This is a genomic window from Agrobacterium sp. rho-13.3 (genome assembly GCF_033957765.2).
Lineage (GTDB): Bacteria > Pseudomonadota > Alphaproteobacteria > Rhizobiales > Rhizobiaceae > Agrobacterium.
The window spans coordinates 113199-136913 of the sequence record NZ_CP192777.1; the positions used below are offsets into that span (position 1 = coordinate 113199).

Consider the following 23715-nt stretch of genomic DNA (forward strand, 5'->3'; position numbering starts at 1 on the left):
CGTATTCGTAAAGGTTATAGCTGATGAGAGATCCAAGCTTAAGGCAACTTGAGGCGCTCATGGCTGTCGTGGAAGCCGGCACGGTGAGCCGTGCGGCCGACGTGCTGCACATCTCGCAGCCGGCCGCGAGCAAGCTTATCCAGGATCTCGAGGCCGATACCGGGCTGCAGCTATTTGAGCGAGAGAGTGGCCGGCTCGTGCCAACAGGCCGTGGAATGCGTCTATACGAAGAAGTCGAACGCATCTTCGGCGGTGTCCACCAGTTAGCGCGCGCGGTGGATGCAATCCGGCGTGAGGAACATGGGCACCTGCTGATCGGCGCTATGCCGGCTTTGTCAGGACCGTTCATTACGCGAGTGATTGCGTGTTTTAAGGAGCGACATCCGGATGTCTTTATTTCCATTGAAGCGCGCAGCTCCCAGTTTTTGACGGAAGCTGTCCTGCTTCGTCGTCTCGATTTGGCTCTTGTAATCAGCGGCCTCGAACACTCGTCGGTTCAGGTCGAGCAGGTAAAATGTCCGCCGGCCGTGGTGGCACTGCCGCCAGGACACAGGCTTTCGGAGAAGTCCGAGCTGTCTCCGATCGATCTCAAGGACGAACCGTTCATCGCATTCGCGTCGACCGGAACAATGCGTCACAAGGTCGATGCCGCCTTTGAAAAGTTCGGGCTGAAGCCGAATGTCGCCATCGAGGCGACGACCGCCCCGAATGTCGCGGAGCTAGTCGCGGCGGGATTGGGCGTAACGGTGGCCGACCCGCTAGCGCTGGAGCATGTCGCCGGCCGGATTACACCGCGCCCGTTTTCGCCCGTCATCGATTTTGACTACGTACTTATCCACCCCGTCCGCGCCAGAAACAGGCATCTCGTCGCTGACTTCGTTGAAGAAATACATAACGCGGCAAAGACGCCGAAGATCGCATTGTAAGAAGAAGTACCCCGACCAATTGCGACATTCGATTTGCCTTAGTCGGGGCAAGGCGGGGAAACCGCTCAGCGACTGAGGGTCGTCTGTTCAGTGATGGGCGGAGCAAGGTTGAGCGAGCCCTTCAGCTCGTAACCGTAGTTCAGGGCCTTGCTGTGAACCCAGACTTGCATCAGGCTGAAGAGAGGAACGCTGCAAACCTGATCGTAGATCTTGTTTTGGGCAGCCGACCAGAGTTTCAGACGCTCAGCGTCCGTCGTGGCTTTCCGAGCGGCCGCAATATCCGCATCAGCCGCGTCACAATGGGCGAAGTTCGTTACCGCAGTCGGTTTGCCGACCGACGCATCCGAGTGGTAGAACTGGCTCAGATAGCTGTCGGCCACTGGATAGCGCGCAGCGCCATAGAACACCACGTCGCTTAGATCCTTGCGGATCTGCTCGTGATAGGTCGGATGGTCAACCACCTGCATCTGCATATTGATACCCGCTTCGGCAAGCTGGGCCTGAATAACCTCCATGATCGGCTGTTGAGCAGAGTTGGATGAGACAACCGCCGACAAGGTTAGACCGTCCTTGAAGCCGGCCTCAGCCAGCAGCTTCTTCGAAGCTTCCGGATCGTATTGGTAGGTCCAGCTGCAGTCTTCACCCAGATAATCGTTAGGCACGACCGAGCAGCCCTTTACAGCCACGCCAGCGCCGACGAACTGCACAATCTGGTCCACGTTGATCGCCTGAGCGATGGCCTCGCGCACCTTGACGTTATCGAGCGGTTTTCGGGCCATGTTTATGAAGACGGTACGATATTCGCCCGGGGCGAAAATATCGACAACGGCGTTATCCCAGGCTTTAGCCTGCTCAACCCAGCGCTGTTCGCGCTTGCCATGGATAAGGTCGAGCTCGCCCGATCGGAACGCAAGTTCGCGGCTTGAATCCGAGGGGATAAGGTCAACCCTGATGTCGTCGATTTTCGGCGTCCCCCGGAAATAGCCTGGGAAGGCTTTGAGGTAGACTGACTGCTGTGTGACAGCCTTGTCGAACATGAAGGGGCCTGTGCCAATCGGGTTCACCTTAAACTTGGCGCCGAGAGCTTCCACGGCTTTCTTGCTGACGATGTTACCACCATGGTAGTTGGCAACGAGGCCGAGGAAGCCAGGAACGGGTTCGCTCAGTGTAATGCGGACTGTCAACGCATCAATCGCCTCGACTGACTTAAATCCGGCATAGTCACTCGAATAGGACGACGTGTCAGGGTTCTTGGCACGCAGCAAGGAGAAGACAACGTCGTCAGCGGTGAGTGTCCCGTAGTCGCCGTGAAACTTGACATCCTTGCGAAGCTTGAAAGTCCAGACCAACCCATCCTCGGAGCTTGTCCAGCTCTCCGCTAGATCGGCCTCGATCCTGGTGGGGTCGGCGCTGCCGGGGGCGAAGCGAACAAGGCCGTTGAAGACCCACGATACAATTGCCATGTCCTGGGTATTGCTCGCCCTGGCAGGGTCGAGGGTCGCAATGTCAGCGGCATTGACCCCCACGCGGAGCGATGCCGCATCGGCCGTGCCCGACAATGCAAGACCTAAGAACGCCGATGTTGCGAATGCCGCGAGTATGCTCTTCCCGATTTTGTAAGCCATGTTCCGCTCCATTGTTTATTTTCTGAGCGAATTAATTGGAGTTTTCTATAAGTGTCAAAGTCGATATTTTGAGAGGTATATTTGTACAGGTTATAGCGTGGGGATCGACCTTCGGCCTGGAAAGCCACCGTCATGACCTTATTTCTCTGGCCGCTTTTCGACCTTCATCACCACTACGGGACCGCGCTTCTCGTCGTCGGTGTTGTGCACCCAAGTTTGCGACCACGACGAGTTCGGCGATGCAATTCGCGACCGGGCCTGCGATGTTTGGTCGAGCAGATTGCCATCTTGGGCGGCAGCGTCCCTTCGCACGGGTCGAACGAGGATGCCGCAGGAGGATGACGGCATTGCCAAGGTGTCAGCGCTGCCGCCGTTGCCTCCGAACCGGTAAAAATAAAGATATCTCAGTCGGTTAGATGCGAGAAGACAGGATCGCTGACGACCTTTCCGCCTCTATTGATAAGCGTCCTCTATCAATGCAGCCGAATTCCAATTGGTTGCTGTGGCGCACTGTTCTGTATGGTTTTCTTAACAAAAAACGAATGAGAGGATGAACTTATGCGTGCGATCAGCGTGCCAAATATGATCGTTCTACTTTGTACTGCCGGTCATTTAATCCGGCGGATCCGCATAATATTCACATCTTCAATGATCTTACAGCGGGCCTTTCGGCTTTGACCTTCAATGCAGGAGCGGGATGCAAAACCTCTCCCGGATGCCTTCAGGCGACCTTTGCTGGATGAAGCAGGGAGAACGAACGGGGATATGGATATTAGAATGTCTGCGACAAAGCTTTCGAACCCGGATCCAGCGCCCCCGCTTTTGTCCGTCCGGAACCTCTCTGTGCGGTTTGGCGAGGGGAGCGCTGTTTCCGACGTTTCCTTCGATGTCGCCCGCTCGGCGACCTTAGGTGTGGTTGGAGAAAGCGGCTCTGGGAAGTCCGTAACATCGCTCGCGATCACCCGCCTCTTCCCCAAGTCCGCCAAGGTCGTCATCGGTGGCGCGATTGAGTTTCGTGGCCGAAATCTCATCTCGATGCCGGAAAGCGATCTGCGTTCTATAAGAGGAGCTGGCATTTCCTATGTGTTTCAGGACCCGCTCTCCGCTTTGAACCCTGTGCGGCGATGCGGTGACCAGGTCACAGAAGCGATTCGGATCCACGAGGGTAGAATTGACCGCGACCAGGTGCGTGAACGGGTCGAGCAACTTTTCGAGCGACTTGGGTTACCGCGGAGCCGGGGGATATTCGAAAAATATCCACACGAGCTGTCCGGAGGCATGCGCCAGCGCGTGATGATCGCGATGGCCCTAGCATGCAGGCCGGCCCTCTTGGTGGCGGATGAGCCAACGACCGCCCTGGACGTCATTGTTCAGAAGCAGATCGTCGATCTACTTCGCGAAGCCGTCCGTGAATTCGACACATCCCTGCTCTTTATAAGTCACGATCTCGCACTCGTTTCGAGCCTGGCAGACGAAATCGTCGTCATGCGCCATGGCAGGGTCGTCGAGTATGGGGCGACTGAGCAGGTCGTACGGAATCCGGTTGATCCCTACACGCAACAGCTTTGGAAAGCGACCCCGACGTTGCGGGCACCATTGCGGCCAGCCCTCGCCACGCGTCGGACTGACGGTCGTTCATCCAGCAAAGATCTTCTTAAGGTGAGCAGTGTCAGGCACTCCTTCATCTGGGGGAATGGTGGAAAGATCGCACCGTTTGCCCTTGACGACGTTTCACTCTCCGCTCGGGAAGGAGAGACCGTATGCGTGGTGGGAGAATCCGGCAGCGGGAAATCGACCCTGGCGCGATGCGTTGCAGGTCTCATCGCACCGGACAACGGAAGCATTCTTTTCGATGGTCACGAGCTCGTAGGTGCCGACGCGAAAGTATGGCGTGGTGTTCGCCGCGACATTCAAATGGTTTTCCAGGATCCCTATGCGTCACTCAACCCTCGAATGAAGGTCGCAGAGCTTGTTGCCGAAGGTCTCCTTATCAACGGCATTACATCCTCGAAGTCAGAACTGCGTCGATGCGCGACCGAACTCCTCGAAATGGTCGGCATGAAAGCGTCTCACGGTGATCGCTATCCGCATCAGTTCTCAGGCGGTCAACGACAACGTATCGCGATCGCTCGGGCACTCGCCCTTCGACCGAAGCTGCTCATATGCGATGAGCCTGTCACGTCGCTGGATGTCTCGGTGCGGGCTCAGATCGTTCAACTGTTGACGGATATTCAGGACCGCGAGGGTCTTGCCTACCTGTTCATAACCCACGACATCGCTCTGGCGCGGCAGATCGGAGACCGCGTCGTGGTGATGAACCAGGGTCGCGTTGTGGAAGCGGGCGAAGCAACTGCTGTGATTGATCGACCAACCCAGGATTACACCAAGGCGCTGCGGGCCGCAGTACCGGAGATGCCGCTGGAATTCAATCGCAACAACGGAGCTAAGGCGACAGAGTGATGCCCGTGAAAAGCGCACGAACCGGATTTGTTGCATCGGTTTCATGGTCCGATCGCACGGACGAAACAATGCGAACCTGGCTGTCAGTTCACACAGTTCGTACCCAGTCCAAACAGAACACAACCGGTGAAAGACCGAGGAGATTGCACTACCGGCGTCCTCCAACCTGGGCGCGGACATCCAGACCAGACCGTCGAAGGCAGCACTTTAACGCTTAAGAAAAGGGGGTAACAAATTATGCCAAAACAAAAATGGCTCGCAGCCGCCAGTATCGTGGTTCTCGCAGCCGGGGCCGCAACTCATATTCAAGCACAAGATACGAAGTCTGGTGCCGCTTGCGGATCCGGGCAAACCGTAAGCGTAAATCTTCTCTGGCCAACGCAGCCGAACACGTTGGATCCGAATGTCGAAACTCTCGTCATGTTCGCACAAATCAGCCGAAACATGTTCGATGGGCTTTTCCGGCTCGACGACAACATGAAGATCCAGCCCGACCTGGCGGTAAGCTACAAGCAGCCTGACAATCTGACCTACGAAATCGATTTGCGAAAAGACATCGTGTTTCATGATGGAACACCGTTCACATCCGCAGATGTCGTCTCGACATTCGACCGCATCGTGAACGACCAGAAGCTTGCTTCGAAGCAGCGTAGCTACGTGAGCAATGTCAAATCAGTGACGCCAGAAGGCGACCATACGGTCAGGTTCGTTCTGAAACAGCCGGACAGCTCGTTCATCAAGACCCTGGCGACAATCGTTTATATCACGCCAAAGTCCGCGATCGAGAAACTCGGCAATGTCGAGTTCGGCAAGAAGCCCGTTGGGACAGGACCATTCAAGTTTGAGGCCTGGAACGTCGGAGACAGCGTCGTTCTCGCGGCCAACTGCGACTATCGCGGTGACAAGCCAATACCGAGCAAGGTCGAATTCCGCTTTATCTCGGAGCCGGCGACGCAGATCAGTTCCCTCCAGAGTGGCGAAATCGACATTGCGACGCAGGTCACTTCGGATCTGACCGCTGCCTTGAAGTCTTCGAGCGATGTGGCCGTTCAGTCGATCGATGGCAACCAGACATTCTGGCTGAGCATGAATACGAAAGACGGACCGCTCGCCGATCCAAAAGTCCGCCAGGCACTCAACTACGCAATAGACAAAACTGCAATTGCGGAACAACTTCTTGGTGGGTTTGCGACCCCTGTCGGTCAAGTCTATTCAGAAAGTGTTTTCGGGTACACGAAAGCGGTGTCTCCATATCCATTCGACCCGGAAAAGGCGAAAAGCCTTCTGAGTGAAGCGGGATATGGCAGTTCCAAACCTTTGAAGCTGGAGTTTTATAATTTCCGTGCCGAACTCAATCCGGTCCAGCAAAGCATCGCGTCTTTCCTCGCAGATGTCGGTGTCGGTGTAACGACGAGATTTGACCCCAACTTCTTCGTCGATACATGGCAGCCGGGGAAAATGGGTCGGAACCAGATAATTATAAGATCGAACAACAATCTCTTGATGGATGCTGATTTCGCTCTTGGGTTGGAGCTTGATGGCACCCGCCGTGGAATGTATTTCAACTCACCCGAAACGGATGCGCAGATCGCCAAAGCCCGTGGTGAAGCCGACGTTAATTCACGGCAGGTCGCGTACGACGAGCTCAACAAAACCCTCCATAGCCTTGCTCCGGTCACGTTCCTCTATAGCACGAACTCGATATACGGGGTCAGCAAACGGATCGATTGGAAGCCCAGGCCTGACGGCGCGATCTATCTCGCCAACGTCAACAAGAGCCATTGATCTGAACGCGAGGGGAGCGAGTAATATGCGCAGCCGATTTATGAACCGTCTCATCTTCAGCATCCTCGTGATGCTGGGAGTTTCGGCCATCACGTTTCTGTTGATGTTCCTGGCTGGTGATCCTGCCGCTCTCCTCGCGTCTGAAGATGCAACCGCAGCAGAAATCGAACAGATCCGACAGACATATGGTTTCGATCGACCTATCGTTGTCCAGTACCTCGACTGGCTATGGCACGCCATTCGGGGAGATTTGGGTGTCTCCTATCAAAGCCAGCGCCCCGCGTTGGAACTCGTACTTCAGGCCCTGCCCAACACGCTTCTGTTGATTTTTTGCGCGCTGGCGTTGTCGGCCTCAATCGGTGTGATCGTTGGTGTTTTGGCAGCAACGTTCCGCGGCAGCAAATTTGACCGCTGCGTCATCATGGGATCGGTCTTCGTTCAGTCGCTGCCGTCATTCTGGCTTGGAATTGTGATGATACTCATTTTCAGCGCGACGCTCCGGCTTCTTCCAACGTCGGGATTTCGTGGGCCGACATATCTCATTCTGCCCGCGGTGACACTTGCCACCTTTCAGGTGGGAACCTTCGCGCGGATAGTGCGCTCCTCCATGCTTGAAGTGCTCGATTCCGATTTCGTCCGCACCGCGCGCGCGAAAGGGGCGTCAGCCGCGTCCGTCGTGTTCGGCCACGCGCTTCCGAACGCAGCTTTGCCTATCATCACCGTCATCGGACTCGAACTAGGCGGTCTGTACGGCGGGGCGGTTGTTACCGAAACAGTCTTTAGCTGGCCAGGTGTGAACACTTTGGCGCTGTCGGCGATTACCTCGCGCGATATGCCTGTCATTCAGGCTTTTGTTCTCATCGTTGGTATCCTGGTTGTCATCACCAATCTCGTGATCGACATGCTTTATGTAATTCTCGATCCTCGCACGAGGGGAGCAAGATAATGACTGATGCCGCCTCTTTGTCCCAGAGTCCTGACCCGCAATCGTCATCAAGGGCTCGACCGATCAATCTACGGCTCCTGATTCCGGCTGCCTTGTTGGGGGCTATCGTGGTAATTGCCTGCCTGGCTCCCTGGATTTCCCCCTACGGCCCCAACACTCAGGATCTTTCGGCGCGTCTCCTGCCGCCATTCTGGCAAGCGGGCGGATCCACCAAACACCTTCTGGGGACGGACGACCTTGGAAGAGATGTCCTGACGCGGATCATGTATGGCGCGCGGGTCTCGCTCAGCATCGGAGCCATCGCCGTCATCTGCCGAATGGTCTCCGGTGTGATTATCGGTCTCGTAGCCGGTTATTTCGGCGGGCCGGTCCTGACCTTTTTCATGCGGCTTGGTGACATCCAACTGGCCCTGCCGACACTCGTTCTCGCCATCGGCGTGATCGCAGCGCTCGGACCCAGCACGGCCAACGTCATCCTCGTTCTGGCGATCACCGGCTGGATTCTTTATGCGCGTCTGGTCGTCAGTCAGGTCATTGTCGTCCGAAGACAGGAGTATATCGCCAGCGCGCAATTGCTTGGCGCATCGCACTTTCGCATCATCGTCAAGCACGTCCTTCCCAACATTATTCCCTCCGTCATCGTCTTTGCCAGCCTCGACCTCGGATTGATGATGCTGACGGAGGGATCCTTGTCTTTCCTCGGGCTGGGCGTTCAGCCGCCAGAACCCTCATGGGGAGGGATGGCGGCAGGGGGCCGCGCGCTGATCAGTACAGCCTGGTGGATCGCGACCCTGCCCGGGGCCGCACTTGTGGTGACAGTGGCACTCGTAAACGTTCTCGGTGAGCAATTGCGTGACCGTCTGGATCCGCGGCTCGACGTGACCAGGAGTGCGTAGTGCTCCTCATCGTGATGAGAGCCGCTCGCAACAGACAATCACGATGGAGGACCTCTCGTGAGCGAAGCTACCGTTATTGCCGAGCTCCTGAATCGGACTGGCAACTTTCTGAATGCCAACTGGGATACTGCCGCACGCCGGCGGACCGAATTGTGCCTCATTGACAGTATCACCTGTTTTTCGTCCGGCCTTGGGCTAAAGCATTTCAAGCCAAGCGCCGTTGTCGCGTCTTCATTGTTTGGCAGCAATAGCGGCATCCGCGCCTCACCGTTTCTGACTGCTTATCTTTACGGCCAGGCCGCGAATGCGCTGGATTACGATGACACACTGCTTGGCCACCCCGGCGCTCCGATCATAGGCGCCGTCCTCGCCGTAGGCGCGAGGCAAAGCCTCTCAATGGATCGACTGCTACGGGGTATCGCAGCAGGCTACGAGGCGCATTGGATCCTCGCGTCCTCGTCAATCCCTTCGCGTGAAAGAGCAGCGTTGGTGCGCTCCGTTGGCGTCTGGGATACGGTCGCGGCCAGCATTGGAGCCGCCGTATCATTGGGAAGGAACTCCGAGTATATCGAGCGTCTCATCGGTGTGGCGGTCTCTCACTCGCTGCTCCCCTATACCGGAAAATGGTACGAACGCCCGGTGCCGGCTTTGAAGAATAATCTCGGTTGGGCTGCGGCTGGCGCGGTTATGTCTCTCGATCTTGTCCAGGCAGGGCAGACTGGTGTTTCGAACGCGCTCGATGGGCTCTCGGGAATGTGGCGGATGGCCGGCTCCGATCAACTGGAACTGACAAAGACGCGCAAGAATCTACCTGCTGTTTTGCGCGTCGGCTTCAAGCACTTCCCCGCATGCTGGCACCTGCAGGAATATCTAAAAGCGTTATCTTCCATCTTGCAGCAACTGACCAAGAACGAGGAAATCGTAGCAATCGAGGTCGCCGGTCCCGCCGAGATCGAGAAGTTTTGCCAGCAGGAGGTATTTTCGCCAGCGGATGTGGCTTTCAGTTTGCCGGCAACCTTCAGCCTCCTGATCTCAAATGTGGAACCTGGCTCGCAGTGGGATGAAGTCGAAAACGGCTCTCCCGAACTTCGTTACAAAAGCAGGTTTGCTTTCCATCTTTCTGAAGAGAGGTCGTTGACGGTGACTACGACAAAAGGTCGACCGTTCAAAGTTGACGTCAAGGCGAGCGACCCGTCTGACTTGGCGAACCTCAGCTTAGACGAAGCCGGGGTACTCGCCAAACACGAACGTCTGGCAGGGGTGCAAATCCGCTCGGCATTGGCTACGGCGCTTATAGAAAGTCAGGGCGTGGTGCTGCTTTATGAAGCCGTCGACCGTCTGATCGCTAATGCCTGTGAGGGCAAGCGCTGAAGTAATCTTCGGTAATTGCAGACGGCAGAAAACAAGTTCGCCGTCGTTCTCCGACGTAGCGGATCTTGCTTGGCGACATCGCAGAGCCGGGTTCAGTGCCGCGACGGGGGCTTCCTGCAAGCAACGGCCAACTCTCCACCTCCAAATCGATCAGGTCTACCTGAGCCATTTGACGGGCGTATTCCGCTGGAGGCGAGCAGTTGCTTCGGGCCGACTTATTCGAAGCGCAAATCAATGTTGGTAAATCGCAACTTCTCTCGCCAAAAGAAGGAAAGCTAAGGTTTCTCCAACGCCAGCGAGGCGCTTCGTACAAGGAGAAATAGCAAGATATGCTTAGGATCGGCGTCGACATTGGCGGTACATTCACCGACTTCTGCGGATGGCGTGAAGGTGAAAAAGACATCATCAGTCTTAAAGTCCCTTCCACTCCCCCAAATTTTGAAAACGGGTTCAAACAGGGCTTTGAGCGCCTGCTTGAACGCCTCAGCCCTGAAAGCGGCGAGCGCGCACTGGTTATGCACGGCACGACCGTTAGCACGAATGCGGTGATCGAGCGTAAAGGCCCGAAAATTGCGTTTTTCGTGACGAAAGGCTACCGGGACTTGCTCGAGCTCCAGCGGATGGGCGTACGCAATCCTCTTAATATTTTCGAGAATCGCACGAAGCCGCTGATTGACCGTGCAATGGTCTTCGAGGTCGAGGAGCGGCTCCTTCGAGGCGGCGCCGTCGAGACAGCCATCGATGAAGACGCGGTCGAGGTCCTCGCAAAACAAGCCGTAGAGGCCGGTGCTGCCGGCTTCGCGGTTGCTCTTCTCCATAGCTACGCCAATCCTCATCATGAAAAAGTCGTCGAACGCGCGATCCGACGCGTCGCCGGCAAAGAGGCAGAAGTCAGTCGTTCGAGCGAAATCTGGCCACGGATCGGCGAATACGAGCGGGCAACCGTCAGCGTCCTCAATGCGTTCGTGCGTCGCCGCATGAACGAGTATATCGGCGCGGTGGAAAGCTACGTTGCTGACAGGCTGCCAGGATCGCAGCTCTTCGTTACTCGTTCCAATGGTGGGGCAATGGCAGCGGCCGAAGCTCGCACTCTCCCCATTCACACTCTTCTTTCTGGCCCTGCTTCGGGCGTCACTGCCGTGCAGTATCTCGGTCGATCGATCGGTGAACAGAACATCCTGACGATGGATATGGGTGGTACCAGCACGGACATTTCGCTTGTCCGCGACGGAGAAGCTCTTACGTCAACGGCTGCAGAGGTTGGTGATTTCCCGGTCGTCATGCCGGTCACCGGTATAGAGGCGATTGGAGCGGGCGGAGGCTCAATCGCATCGATCGACGGTGGTGTCCTGCGGATCGGACCGCAAAGCGCGGGCTCTTTCCCTGGTCCTGCCTGCTTTGGTCGCGGCGGGACCGCCCCGACGCTTACCGATGCCTATCTCCTGGCGGGCTATCTGCCGGAAACGCTCCTTGGTGGTGCGATGGAGCTGGATCGGAATGCCGCCGAGAAAGCAATGGGATCGATTGCCGAGAGGCTCGGGACGGATGTGGCAACGGCCGCGGAGATGTGCGTTACGGTCGCCAGCTCGAATATGGTCGCCGGCGTACTGCCATATCTTGCACGGCAAGGCGTTGATCCCGAGGAGCTCACTCTGCTTGTCTACGGTGGAGCTGGAGCCATCCAGGGGCCTCTTCTTGCCGCAGAGATCGGCGTCAACCGTGTTCTTGTCCCGAGCACGCCATCTGTTTTCTGCGCGCTCGGCGGACTTGTGTCCGAGCTGAGCAATGACACGCTGGAAACCGTTCACGGGCTCGATGTAAACGGCGAATTGATCGCGCGGAAGTTCTCGGCTCTCAAACAGCAAGCAGCGGAATGGCTGGGGCGGCAGGCATCTCCCGATCGCCTCGTATCGCAGAGGTTCGAATGCTGGGCCGAAATGCGTTATGTGGGCCAGTCGTTCCAGGTCGACGTACGGCTTCCCGACTCCGCCGTCGAGAACAAGGACATCAAGGCGATGCACGATGCATTCCACAAAGAGCACGAACGCATCTACAGCCATGCCGATCCGGCGGCGCCGGTCGAGTTTGTCGATCTGCGTATGCGAGTGCGGGGGGCGATGGCCATTCCCGAGCCTGCATCACCGAAATCGGTGACGACCGGAGACCCTGTGAAGGGCGTCCGACCGATGCGTTTCCAGGGCCGCGTCTATCCCGAGGTTTGCGTTTACGAGAGGGCGAATCTGGGTCTCAACGAGGCTGTCCACGGACCTGCCGTCATCGAACAGGCAGAAGCCACGATCGTCGTTCCGCCGGACTTCATCGCCCGTACTGGCGCCTACGGCGCGATTTTCATGAGCCGGAGCTAAACTACTATGGACGCTGTTCGAACTGCCATTATGAGCAACCGTTTCAATGCAATTGTCGAAGAGGCCTCGGCCGCGATCTACCGCACCGCTCATACGACTTTTGTGAAGCTGGTGCAGGACTACCAGTGCGCATTGGCTACCGCGGAAGGAGACATGTTTGCCTATCCGATGATGTCGGGGGTGAACGTTTTCATCGGCTCTCCGCTTCGTCCGACGCTTGACGCGATCGGCCGCGAAAATCTGAAGCCCGGCGATATCATCATAACCAACGATCCCTTCAGTACGGGAGGGCTTGTGACACACCTTATGGACGTCACACTCCTCTATCCAATTTTCCGCGACGACAAGCTGATTGCGGTGGGCTGGTCTTTTGTCCATGCCTCGGACATCGGGGGGGCCGTGCCTGGGAGTATTTCCCCCGCATTCACCGAGATTTTCCAGGAAGGTCTGAGAGTAAGACCGACAAAGCTTTATGAGGAAGGGGTCCTCAATAAGACGATCAAATCGATCTTCGAGGACAATAGCCGCATTCCGGCGGAGCTTTGGGGTGATATTCAGGCTATGATCTCCGGCCTGAAGAGCATGGACCGGCGCATCAACGAGCTCTGCGACCGCTACGGCCGTGAAATGGTGGAAGAAGGGATGCTTGACGTCATTGGCTATGCCGAGACGAAGGCCCGCGAGGTGATCAGGAAAATTCCCCGAGGTGTTTATAGCTTCGCGGATTATCTCGAGGGGATCAATGAGGGACAGCTTGCTTATTTCAGCGTCACCCTGACGGTGCGAGACGGTGAACTCGATGTCGACTTCACCGGAACGGATCCCCAACTCGCCGCTGCCTATAATCTCGTCACGGGTGCCACCACCCATCCATACGTCGTGCAGTGCCTGATCACCTTCATCCTCACCATGGATCCGCTCACGCCACGCAATTCGGGAATCCTGCGCGCGATCCACGCCCACGCGCCCCGTGGCTCTGTCTTGAACGCCGTTTTCCCTGCATCGGGTGGTTCGCGTGCAGCGTCGGCGACACGTGCGTACGACATTATCATGGGATGCCTGAACCAGGCGCTCCCCGAGGGTGTCGGCGCGGCCGGTGCAGGTATGGCGGGGGTTATCGTCGTTTCTGCTCCCGACCCCCGGACGGGTCGCGACCGGGTCAACGTCATCAACACGATCCACGGAGGCGGTGGTGGTCGTCGGATCAGCGATGGTGTCGATGGAACCGAGGTGCGCTATTCACAACGCATGGTGCCCGTTGAAGTGATCGAAGTCGAAACACCGATGATCATGCGGGCGATCCGGATCGTTCCTGACAGCCGGCGCGCCGGACGCTTTGCAAGCGGCGCATCACTCGAAATGGAGATGGAAAACACAGCCAACCGTGCTGTCATGACGGTCCGCAACATGAACCGTTTCGTGTTTGCCCCGTGGGGCTTCCGAGGTGGAGAGCAAGGCCTTCTCGGACAGACCATCGTTAACCCGGGCCAGCCGGACGAGCGGTCGATCGGCAAGATCTCGGTGCTGGAAATGGGACAAGGTGACGTGGTCAGGATCACGAGTCCGACGGGAGGCGGCTTTGGAGATCCGATGGAACGCGATCTTGGCGCGATCGCCAGAGAGATCGAAAACGGCATGCTGTCGAAAGAGCGAGCGATCGACGCGTATGCTGTCGTCTTTGACGCTCAGGGGCAGATTGATGCAGCTGGAACCGAGGCGAGACGGAGGGAAAGAAAAAAGCGTGACCTGCCCGACTTCACCTTTTGTGCGGAGCGTGAGCGCCAGGATCACGTCTGGCCTATGGCCGTGCGCCGCAAACTCGCCACGATGGCGCTTTCGTATGAACTTCGCATTCGGAGCCAACTCGTTGGCAACGTTCACAAACGCATGCTCGCTGGTGGAACTCAGGTGAATGACGCCACACTACAGAGTGTTGTTCAGGAGGAGGCCGCTCGCCTTTCCGGAAATCGGGCACACACGCCTTAATCCGCTTGAACCAAAACCATGGCGGGCCAATAGAACGCCCGCCATGCCATCCGCCCTCCTTGGCCGAGACTGTATGAAGCCAGTCCGTCTGTCGTTGGGCGCGCTGCGTTTTCAGATGCCTTCTTAATCGCGCCGTACAGTTCTATAACCGTAGAGAATATACCCCCTAAAAATTCGACTTTGACAGCTATGTCTAAACGCTATCTCGTTACAGGCCTCGGACGGTTCTCCCAACCTGCTTGAACGATCAAGGCGCGCGCCCTGACGACCCACAATGACGATGGAGCATGGCCAACTTATTATGAGTCAGTCGCTGGAACTATGGAGTATGAAGTGTTTTATCGTGCTCGCCGAGGAACTACATTTCGGTCGCGGCGCGAAGCGCTTGAACATGACCCAGCCTACGCTCAGTCAGCAGATCAGGAAGCTGGAATCCCATTTTGGTGTCCAACTGTTCATTCGTTCGACGCGAAGTGTCGAGCTTACGCCCTCCGGCGTAACGTTCCTGCCGCTCGCGCGCGAAGCTTTGACCAAGCTGGACGAGGCTGTGCTCCTTTCCAAGCTTGCCGCCGGCGGCATGTCCCCCGGAGGTGAACAGCTCAAAATTGGCGCGATAGATCCGGCTGTTCACAGGTTGCTTCCCCTTATTCTGCGTCGGTTCCGAAAGCGTTTCCCCGAAACGCGGCTCGATGTCCGGATATTCGATTCATCCGAGATACTTCGTGCCCTCGAGCGCGGCGAATATGATGTGGGGATTATGAGGCCGCCGAGCAACGGCAATGTTATCCGCTACCGACCTCTGATGTCGGATCGTTTTGTCGCCGTCATCCCGAAGCAATCTGTTTTGGCTAGCCGATCGACTTTGAGACTTTCGGACTTTGTCGGGCATGACGTTTTCACTCTCGACCGGTTTGAGCTTTCAAGTTTCAGGGCAATCCACGACCAGATCGTTGATACGGGCATTGTTCTGGATTCAGGAATCAAGGTGTCAAACACGACAGCAGCGCTGGCGTTGGTGGCGGCCGGACTGGGTATTACTTTTCTCCCCGAGTGGATCGAAGGTATCGTTGGCAGCGATGTCGTTTTGCGAAGGGTAGAAGATCTTGGCCAGGAAATTTCCATCGGAATCGCCTGGCGCGCGGACAACCCTATGCCGGGCATACTTCCGTTCGTGGAGTATGCCGAGCTCGTTGCACGGCCTTCCTAGCATATGATTAGAAGGCAGATGGAATGGTCCGGCAGATAAATCTACGTCAGATCGAGGCGTTCAAAGCGACGATCGAATGCGGTTCCGTCAGCCGGGCGGCCGAACTCATGGGAATATCACAGCCCGCGGCCAGCAAGCTACTCGCCCATCTCGAAGATGATGTCGGCTTAAGCCTCTTCGACAGGCAGCGCGGCCGACTTTTGCCAAACAAGCAAGGCATGCGCTTTTATGATGAAGTGCAGCGAATCTTTGCGGGCATCAGACAAGTGGAGCGCGCGGCCGAGACCATTCGGCGTGAGGAACAGGGGCGATTGACGATCGGCGTAATGCCTGGCCTGTCGGGCCAGTTCATTCAACGAGTCGTCGCAGATTTTCTGCTCGCGTATCCAGAGACTTATGTGATCATCAAGGACGGCGCTTCGAGATATATTGCAGATTGGGTAGCTACCCGGCAGATCGATATAGGTATCATAAGTGAGCGCTTCGACAACCCGAACCTGACATCCAGCCCGCTGCTCGATAGTCCGATGGCCTGCATTTTGCCTTTGGGACATCGCCTTTCGGCGAAGGAAACAATCTCGCCATCGGACATCAACGGAGAGCGGTTTATTTCCTTCGCTCCGGAAAGTCAGACGAGGCAGTTGGTGGAGGCGAGTCTTGACGCGCACAACATTCGGGTGGACGTGGTTGTGGAAGCCGGGACCGCGCCAACCGTGTGTGAGTTTGTTGCCGCCGGCCGCGGCATCTCAATTGTCCATCCCTTGCTCGCCCACCCGGTAAGTGGCCGGGTCACGACGCGTCCATTTCGTCCGGAAATCTCCTACGGGATGGTTCTGTGCCGGTCTCGTGAAGCCCGAGATGTCAAGCTCGTCGACGCATTCATCTCGCAGGCCCGACTTGCCACCGCGCGCGTATTTTCCGAGATTGTCGAGGTCGAGGCACATCTCTGAGGTCTAAGAGCAACGCTGGCTAGGTTGGACCGGGAAAGCTTCACCATTGTGCTTGTAACATCGTTCGGTCAGCCAGCGCGACCTGCGTCGCGCTGGCTATGAGGCTACTCCCACTCATTGCCCCAGTTCATGACAAAATGCCCCGCCGAAACCTCTCGATATTGCCGGACAGGTGGCACGTAATCTGCCGGCCTCACAGGGCTCCTGAGTTCGGCATTGGAGATAGGGCGCTTTTGTAGACGCCTTGCCGGATCGGCAATCGGGACAGCGGCGAGCAGTCGTTTCGTGTAAGGGTGCTGCGGATTCTGGAAGATCGCCGCTCTCGGTCCGATTTCGACGATCTCCCCGAGATACATTACGGCCACGCGGTGGCTGACGCGCTCGACGACGGCCATGTCATGGCTGATGAAGAGATAGGCGAGGCCCATCTCAGCTTGAAGATCGAGCATCAGGTTCACCACCTGCGCCTTGACCGAGACGTCGAGCGCGGAGACGGCTTCGTCGGCGACGATCAAACGCGGCTCCAGGGTGAGCGCCCGTGCGATGCAGATGCGCTGACGCTGGCCGCCCGAGAACTCATGCGGGAAGCGGCTGGCCATGTCGGGCTGCAATCCGACTCGCCTGAGCAGTTCCGCTACTTTGTCCCGCGCTTCGGCATGTGTCGCGAGCTTGCTGATGATCAGCGGATCGGCAATGGCAGATCCGACGTTCTGGCGGGGGTTGAGGCTGCCGAAGGGATCCTGGAAGATCATCTGCATCCGCTTGCGCTGCTCACGAAGGCCAGTCGCGCCGAGCTTCAGGACGTCGATGCCGTCCAGCATAACGGAGCCGGAGTGCGGCTCGACGAGGCGCAGGATCGAACGGCCGGTCGTCGATTTGCCGCAACCGGATTCTCCGACCAAAGCCAGCGTCTCACCGGCCTTGAGGTCGAACGAGACATTCTCGACGGCGTGCACCCTCCCCTTGACTAAGGAGAATACCCCGGAGCGGATGTCGAAGCGTGTCGTGAGACCCTTGACTTCGAGAACGGGACGTCCGGTTTCCTGAACGGTGTCCGGCACCTCGATCGGGACGTCGGATTCGCCCGTGATACGGTTGACGACCGGGAAACGCATCGGATGCTTGCGCCCTTCCATCGAGCCGATCCTGGGCACCGCCGAGAGCAGGGCACGCGTATAAGGGTGCTTCGGTTGAGCGAAGATATCGGCCGTGAGGCCAGCCTCCACCACTTCGCCCTTGTACATCACCACGGTGCGGTCGGCGATCTCAGCGACCACGCCCATGTCATGGGTGACGAAGAGGATGGCCATATCCTCTTGTCTCTGCAGTTCCTTGATGAGTTCGAGGATCTGGGCTTGGATCGTCACGTCGAGCGCCGTCGTCGGCTCATCGGCAATCAGAAGCTTCGGCTTGCAGGCCAGCGCCATTGCGATCATCACGCGCTGGCGCATTCCTCCCGAAAGCTCGAAGGGATACTGCTCGAGACGCCGCTCCGGGTCGGAGATATGGACCTTGCGCAACATCTCGAGCGCGATCTGTCGCGCCTCGCCGCGCGAACAGTCCCGGTGCGCCAGGATGGCCTCGGCGATCTGCTTCCCGATCTTGTAGACCGGGTTCAGGCTGGTCATGGGTTCCTGGAAGATCATCGCCATGTCGCCGCCCCGCAGCGAGCGTGCCGTCTCGTCGGGCACACGCGCAAGGTCATGAACCTTGCCGGAACTGCCGGCGAACTTGATCCTGCCATCGGCGACGCGCGCGACCTTCTGGGGCAACAGGCCCATGATTGATAAGCTTGTAACCGACTTACCGGAGCCGGATTCGCCGACAACAGCCAATGTCTCCCCCCGGATCAGATCGAACGATATGCCGTTGACCGCAGCGAAGGTGCCGGACGGCGTGGCAAACTCAGTTCGAAGACCTTCGACTGACAGCTGAACGTCGGAAGGCATGGACTTTCCTGCCTCTTCGGAGGCCTTGCTCTCACGTGCCTTGTTGGGAAAGGGCTTGAGCTTGGTCGTGCGCGGGTCGAAGACGTCGCGCACCGCATCGCACAGCGAGTTGACGATGAAGATCGTGATGACGAGCGCCACGCAGGGCCAGACGAGACCCATCGGATCCAGCTCAAGATAGCTTCGCGCTCCACGGATCATCAGGCCCCAGGACGGCGTGGGCGGGACGATGCCAAGCCCGAGGAAGCTCAAGCCGGACTCCACCACGATCGCGGACGCCACCACCAGCGAGAACTGGACGAAAAGGGGGGCGGCGATGTTCGGCAGGATCGTCTTGCGCATGATGCGCAACGGTCCCGCACCCAGTGACCGCATCGCCTCGACATATTCCTTCTCCTTTACCGAGCGCACCTCGCCATAGGCGATACGTGCAAACTCTGGTGCATAGAAGATGGCAAGCGTTGCAATGAGCGTGATCGTACCCGGACCGGTGAAGGCGATGACGAGGAGCGCCAGCAGGATCGGGGGAAACGACAGCATGAACTCGGCGACGCGAACGGTCAGGACTTCGGCAAGGCCGCCGAAGTAACCGCCGACCATGCCGGCGGCAATCCCTATGACGGCCGCCACGACGCCGGTCGCGATCGCGACGCTGAGCGAGACGCGGGCGCCATAGAGCAGTCGGCTCAGCACATCGCGGCCGAACTCGTCCTGGCCGAGCCAGTGGCTTGTCGACGGTGCACCGAGACGGCCGCTAATATCCATGGCGAGTGGATCGGAGGGAGCGATGACGGGCGCCAAAATGGCGACGAGCACAAGCAGGCAAAGGGCAATCGATGGCAGTGCGAGGTGACGGAATTTGGCGCTGTGCCAGATCGAGGAAAGACGTCTCATGATTTGCGCACCTGTGGATCGAGAAGGGAGTAGAGGACATCCACGAGCAGGTTGAGCAGGATGAACAGCGATGCCGTCACCAGAACGATGCCCTGAACCTCCGGATAATCCCGGCTCTCGACCGCCCGCACGAGGAAACCGCTCATCCCGGGCCAATTGAAGATGTATTCGACAAGCACGGTGCCTCCGAGCATCGTGCCCATTTGCAAGCCGGTCACCGTCAGGACCGGGCCGAGCGCATTGCGCACGACGTGCCGGCGCAGGACCCGCCTCTCATGCAGTCCCTTGGCGTGCGCTGTGCGAACCCAGTCCTGCTGAAGAACATCCAGAACGGTCGATCGGGTCATGCGAATGATGACCGCCGAGAAACCGACGGCAATCGCTGCCGAGGGCATCAGCAGCAGGATCAGATGAGCGCGGGGCGAGACGCTGAACGGCACGAACCCACCTGCGGGAACGAGGCGCAGCATTAGGGCGAATACCAGCACAAACACGGTTCCGAGCACGAATGTCGGGATCGAAAGCGCAACGCTGGTGGCTCCACTAAGGATGCGGTCGATCCAGGCGCCCCGATTTCTGGCCGCGAGCACGCCGAGCGGAATGCCGACGATCAGCGACAGAAGCGTCGCCATGCCGATCAGCTCGAGCGTTCTCGGCAACCGCTGGGCGATATTGCCCAAAACGTCCTCGTCGTCCTGGAAACTGGTGCCGAGGTCGCCTCGGGCCAGCCTCGACAGATAGTTCACATATTGCTGGTGCAATGGCTGGTCGAGGCCGAGACGCGAACGCATCTCGGCAACAGCCTCCGGATCGGGCGCCATGCCGTCCGCAGACAACATCACCTCGACCGGATCGCCCGGGACCACATGCAGGATCATGAAGACGGCAGTGGCGACCAGAAAAATCATTACGGCCGCCACCGCACATCTTCTCACAACATAACTGAGCATCGCGCTCCTCCAATTCTGAGCGCGTGCTCACCCAATATAGACTTCGTCGAATGCGATCCCGGACTGGTTGATCAGAAAATCAGGCAAGCTCTTGAAGTCTTTTACACCGTCATGCAGGGCATAGGCCTGCGAACGATAGTTGAGGAATGTCACAGGTGTGATTTCCTGGACAGCCCGCTGCAGATCGCCATATATCTGAACGCGCTTGGCCTGGTCCGCCTCGTAGCGGCCGCGCAGCAAAAGGTCATCCAGCTTCGGATCGGCAAGTCCAACGGAACGGCGATAGGAATCTCCACCGGAACCCAGAAGGGATGTCAGTTCGTCTGGATCGCCAAGCTCCGATGCTCCGCCATTAATGGCGAAATGATAGCGCCCTTCGTTGCCCTGGCTGACACGCACGCCCCATTCGGGAAGGCTCAGCTTGATGTCCATGCCGATCGCCGAAAGCTGCGCCTGAATAATCTCGGCGGGGTCCTTGTGGAAGCTGTAGGTGCTCGTGGCCAGAAGGGTTGCCTGGAGGTTCTCAGCATTGGCCTCCTTCAGAAGCGCCTTGGCGCGATCCGGATCGTACGGCCACAGATGCTCGAGTTCCTTGCTCCTGTATGGAGAGGTCTCTGGAAGCGGCACGCCATCGAGGGCCTTGCCGAAACCGAGAAAAGCCCCCTTAACCAAGTCATCACGATTGATCGCATGGGCGACCGCGCGGCGAACCAGGGGATTGGTGAAAGGTCCTTGTTTCAGGTTGAACACGACGTACATGAAAAGCCCGAGCGCCGACTGCATCTGGATGCCGGGCTTCTCGGACAGACTTTTCATGCTCTGGGCGGGCACGTATTCGATGATGTCGACATCGCCGGCATCGAGAGCTGCGACACGCAGGCTGTCATCGGCATAAACGACGAAGCGAAGGTTCTCGGTCTTTGGAAGGCCCGGTTTGTAGAAGTCCGTGCGAGCCTTGAAGATCAAAGACACACCCTTTTCGGAGCTTTCGAGCTTGTACGGGCCGGCACCGATCATTGTGTCCGGCTTGTCCATCTGTTTGGAGAAGACGATAGGCGCATGGGGACTGGCGAGAATCGCGGCGAAGGAAGGAGTGGGCCGTTTCAGGGTGATGCGAACCGTCTTGGGATTGACGGCCTCGATCGCCTCGATCTCCTGAAAATACTGGCGGAGATAGGCCGTCGATTTCTCGGCGCGGATCGCGTCGAACGAGGCTTTCACGTCGTCCGCCGTGACCGGCTCCCCGTTCTGAAAGGTTGCATTGGCGCGAAGTTTGAACAGATAGGTGCGCGGGTCGGTCAGTTCCCAACTCTCGGCGAGCTCCGGCTGGACCTTCCCCTCACTGTTGAAGGTGACGAGCCCCCGAAACAGGAGCATCTTGACGGTGCGGGATGCCGCGCCGGAGTGTTCGAATGGCCTGAGGTTGGGCGGATAGGCCGAGAGAGCATAGGTGACAGTCCCGGGAGTGGCCGCTCGTGCAGGGCGAGCAAACAGTCCCGGTGCAAGAAGGCCTGCGCCGACGGCGCCGCTTCCAAGAAGGAAAGTGCGGCGGTTTGAAAGAAACCTCCCGGTTGGGTCATAGAGAGCATGCGACATCGTTCCACTCCTTGTTTTTGTGTTTCGTTTCCAGTCAGCCTCGGCCCAAAGGCCGGCGCTCAATCAAACGCTCTGCAAGCTGCGCAGAGCTTCCTCGGTTTTCTCCTTGCCGTAATCCCGAATGGCCGAAGTTTCGGAAACGACGCCGTCGCGAAGATCCCTGGCAAGATCCGGCGTGGGGCGTTCGGCCGGGACGCCAAAACCTCCACCACCAGGCGTCTCCATCCGCATGGTTTCGCCCGCCTGAAGCACGACGTGGGCAACCTTGGACGGAAGGATGTCCTGGCTCTCCCGGCCAGGGTTTCGCTTCAAGGTACCCCTACCGCCCTCAAGCCCCCCAAGCGCGCCTTCGGCGCCCTGTTTGTGGCTGTCGGATCGTGCCGAAAAGATCGTTCCGTCTTGGAAAACCCGGATCTGCCGGGCAATCCCCAATCCACCGCGATGGCGCCCGGCGCCCCCCGAATCCTCTACAAGCCCATACTCCTCGACCAGAAGAGGGAACTCGTTCTCGAGAGCCTCCGTTGGAATGTTCAGGCTGTTGGTTACGTGGACATGTGCTCCGTCCATCCCGTCGCGATCGGTTCTCGCCCCCCCGCCGCCGCCAAGAGCCTCGCCGCAGACATAGAGATTATTGCTTCCACTTCGCGCCCCTGAAAAATTAATGGACGGAAGAACATCGTTACCGGAAGCGATAATCTTGTTTTCCGGCAAAAGCCCGCGGAAAGCTCCAAACACGGCACCGGCGATTTTTTGACAGGTGATTGATCGCGCACCGCAGGCTGCAGGATGAATGGGATTAGCGATGGATCCCGCCGGAGCATCGATCGTGATCGCTTCGAACATGCCGCTGTTCGGCATCAATTCCGGATCCAGAAGCGCCTTGACACAGTAGTAAACCGTGGCGCGAAGTGCACTGGTTGAGACGTTTAACGCACCGCGGGCCTGTGGTCCCGTGCCATCGAGGTCGAAGTGAAGTTGATCGTCCGAAACCGTGACGGTTACCTTAATGGGTACGGTATCACCGCCATTTCCGTCGTCGTCAAGTTGCGTTGAGAAGGTGTAGCGACCGTGCTTTAGATCGGAGATGCGGCGACGCAAGCGCCGATTGGTATAGTCGAGGACATCGTCGATCGCGCGGTCGACTTCATCCAGTCCCATCTTCACGAACAGGGCGCTCGCCGCAGCGCCACCCTTCAGATTGACGGCGATCTGGACGTTAAGGTCGAGCTGGCGCTCTTCGGGCAAGCGGGAATTCGCTGCGATGAGCCGGATGAGGCCGTGATCGACCGTTCCGCCCCGGACAACCCTCATCGCTGGAATCCGGATGCCCTCCGCGAAGATCGTGGCTGATTTCGCCGAGGTCGATCCGGGCACCGCGCCACCGACATCCGAATGATGCCCGATATTGGCCGCGAACGCCCGGACGACGCCATCGATAAAGATCGGGGTGACCACGGAAATGTCCGGAAGGTGGGTTCCGCCCGCGAGATAGGGATCGTTGCAGATGAACGCATCGCCTTCGATCATTTCGGAGATCGGGAAGGCATCCAGGACGGCCTGCATGCTTCCCATAAGCGATCCAAGATGTAGCGGGATATGTGTCCCCTGGGCGAGAAGGCGGCCGCGCGCGTCGAAGAGACCCACCGAAAAGTCGCGGCGCTCCTTGATCTGCGTGGAAAACGACGCCCGCATCATGTTAATTGCCATGTTCTCCGTGATTGAGAGCAGGCGGTTTGTGAAGATCTCCATGGCGATCGCGTCGAATTTGCGTGCCGGAGTGTGAGTGTTGAGAGCCGAAGTCATGAGCG

15 protein-coding genes and 1 pseudogene are annotated in these 23715 nt (G+C 58.0%); 10 read left to right on the forward strand and 6 right to left on the reverse strand.

Annotated features, from left to right (window positions below):
- Positions 1-23: 23 nt before the first annotated feature.
- Positions 24-926, forward strand: a complete 903-nt coding sequence (locus RMR16_RS26010; protein ID WP_265615115.1) for a LysR substrate-binding domain-containing protein — start codon at positions 24-26, stop codon at positions 924-926.
- 65 nt (positions 927-991) lie between these two features.
- On the opposite strand, the gene RMR16_RS26015 is transcribed toward RMR16_RS26010, so the two are convergent.
- Complete coding sequence (locus RMR16_RS26015) at positions 992-2551, reverse strand: ABC transporter substrate-binding protein (RefSeq protein ID WP_265615116.1); 1560 nt, start codon at positions 2549-2551, stop codon at positions 992-994.
- Between the two features lie 843 nt (positions 2552-3394).
- On the opposite strand from RMR16_RS26015, the gene RMR16_RS26020 reads away from it, so the two are divergent.
- The 9 genes from RMR16_RS26020 (at position 3395) to RMR16_RS26060 (ending at position 16518) form a co-directional block, all read left to right on the forward strand.
- Complete coding sequence (locus tag RMR16_RS26020; protein ID WP_432355566.1) at positions 3395-5011, forward strand: dipeptide ABC transporter ATP-binding protein; 1617 nt, start codon at positions 3395-3397, stop codon at positions 5009-5011.
- Between the two features lie 420 nt (positions 5012-5431).
- Positions 5432-6796, forward strand: a complete 1365-nt coding sequence (locus RMR16_RS26025) for an ABC transporter substrate-binding protein (RefSeq protein ID WP_320201337.1) — start codon at positions 5432-5434, stop codon at positions 6794-6796.
- Between the two features lie 25 nt (positions 6797-6821).
- Entirely contained in the window at positions 6822-7742 is a 921-nt protein-coding gene (locus RMR16_RS26030; protein WP_265615119.1) for an ABC transporter permease, read from the forward strand.
- 95 nt (positions 7743-7837) lie between these two features.
- Complete coding sequence (locus RMR16_RS26035; protein ID WP_416409730.1) at positions 7838-8638, forward strand: ABC transporter permease; 801 nt, start codon at positions 7838-7840, stop codon at positions 8636-8638.
- Between the two features lie 57 nt (positions 8639-8695).
- Positions 8696-10009 (forward strand): MmgE/PrpD family protein, encoded by a 1314-nt coding sequence (locus tag RMR16_RS26040; protein WP_320187992.1) that lies wholly within the window; start codon positions 8696-8698, stop codon positions 10007-10009.
- Between the two features lie 329 nt (positions 10010-10338).
- Positions 10339-12375 carry a hydantoinase/oxoprolinase family protein gene (locus RMR16_RS26045; protein ID WP_320187993.1) on the forward strand — a complete coding sequence of 679 codons (2037 nt, stop codon included), beginning with the start codon at positions 10339-10341 and terminating at the stop codon, positions 12373-12375.
- A gap of 6 nt (positions 12376-12381) precedes the next feature.
- Positions 12382-14361, forward strand: a complete 1980-nt coding sequence (locus tag RMR16_RS26050; RefSeq protein WP_265615123.1) for a hydantoinase B/oxoprolinase family protein — start codon at positions 12382-12384, stop codon at positions 14359-14361.
- 328 nt (positions 14362-14689) lie between these two features.
- Positions 14690-15568, forward strand: a complete 879-nt coding sequence (locus RMR16_RS26055) for a LysR family transcriptional regulator (RefSeq protein ID WP_320187994.1) — start codon at positions 14690-14692, stop codon at positions 15566-15568.
- A gap of 23 nt (positions 15569-15591) precedes the next feature.
- Positions 15592-16518 carry a LysR substrate-binding domain-containing protein gene (locus tag RMR16_RS26060; protein WP_320187995.1) on the forward strand — a complete coding sequence of 309 codons (927 nt, stop codon included), beginning with the start codon at positions 15592-15594 and terminating at the stop codon, positions 16516-16518.
- A 104-nt stretch (positions 16519-16622) separates the two neighbouring features.
- Here RMR16_RS26060 and RMR16_RS26065 read toward each other — a convergent pair whose 3' ends face one another.
- The 5 genes and pseudogenes from RMR16_RS26065 to RMR16_RS26085 form a co-directional block, all read right to left on the reverse strand.
- A complete protein-coding gene (locus tag RMR16_RS26065) occupies positions 16623-18467 on the reverse strand; it encodes an ABC transporter ATP-binding protein (RefSeq protein WP_320188018.1) in 1845 nt (614 codons plus the stop codon).
- 75 nt (positions 18468-18542) lie between these two features.
- Positions 18543-19361, reverse strand: a pseudogene (locus tag RMR16_RS26070) (ABC transporter permease); the annotation flags it as partial.
- Positions 19358-20311 (reverse strand): ABC transporter permease, encoded by a 954-nt coding sequence (locus RMR16_RS26075; protein ID WP_320187996.1) that lies wholly within the window; start codon positions 20309-20311, stop codon positions 19358-19360. The gene RMR16_RS26075 and the pseudogene RMR16_RS26070, both read right to left, overlap by 4 nt.
- Before the next feature lie 27 nt (positions 20312-20338).
- The gene (locus tag RMR16_RS26080; protein WP_320187997.1) at positions 20339-21907 is read right to left on the reverse strand and encodes an ABC transporter substrate-binding protein; all 1569 of its coding nucleotides are present in this window, start codon (positions 21905-21907) and stop codon (positions 20339-20341) included.
- A 63-nt stretch (positions 21908-21970) separates the two neighbouring features.
- On the reverse strand, positions 21971-23710 hold the full coding sequence (locus RMR16_RS26085; RefSeq protein WP_320187998.1) for a hydantoinase B/oxoprolinase family protein: 1740 nt from the start codon (positions 23708-23710) through the stop codon (positions 21971-21973).
- Positions 23711-23715: the final 5 nt, after the last annotated feature.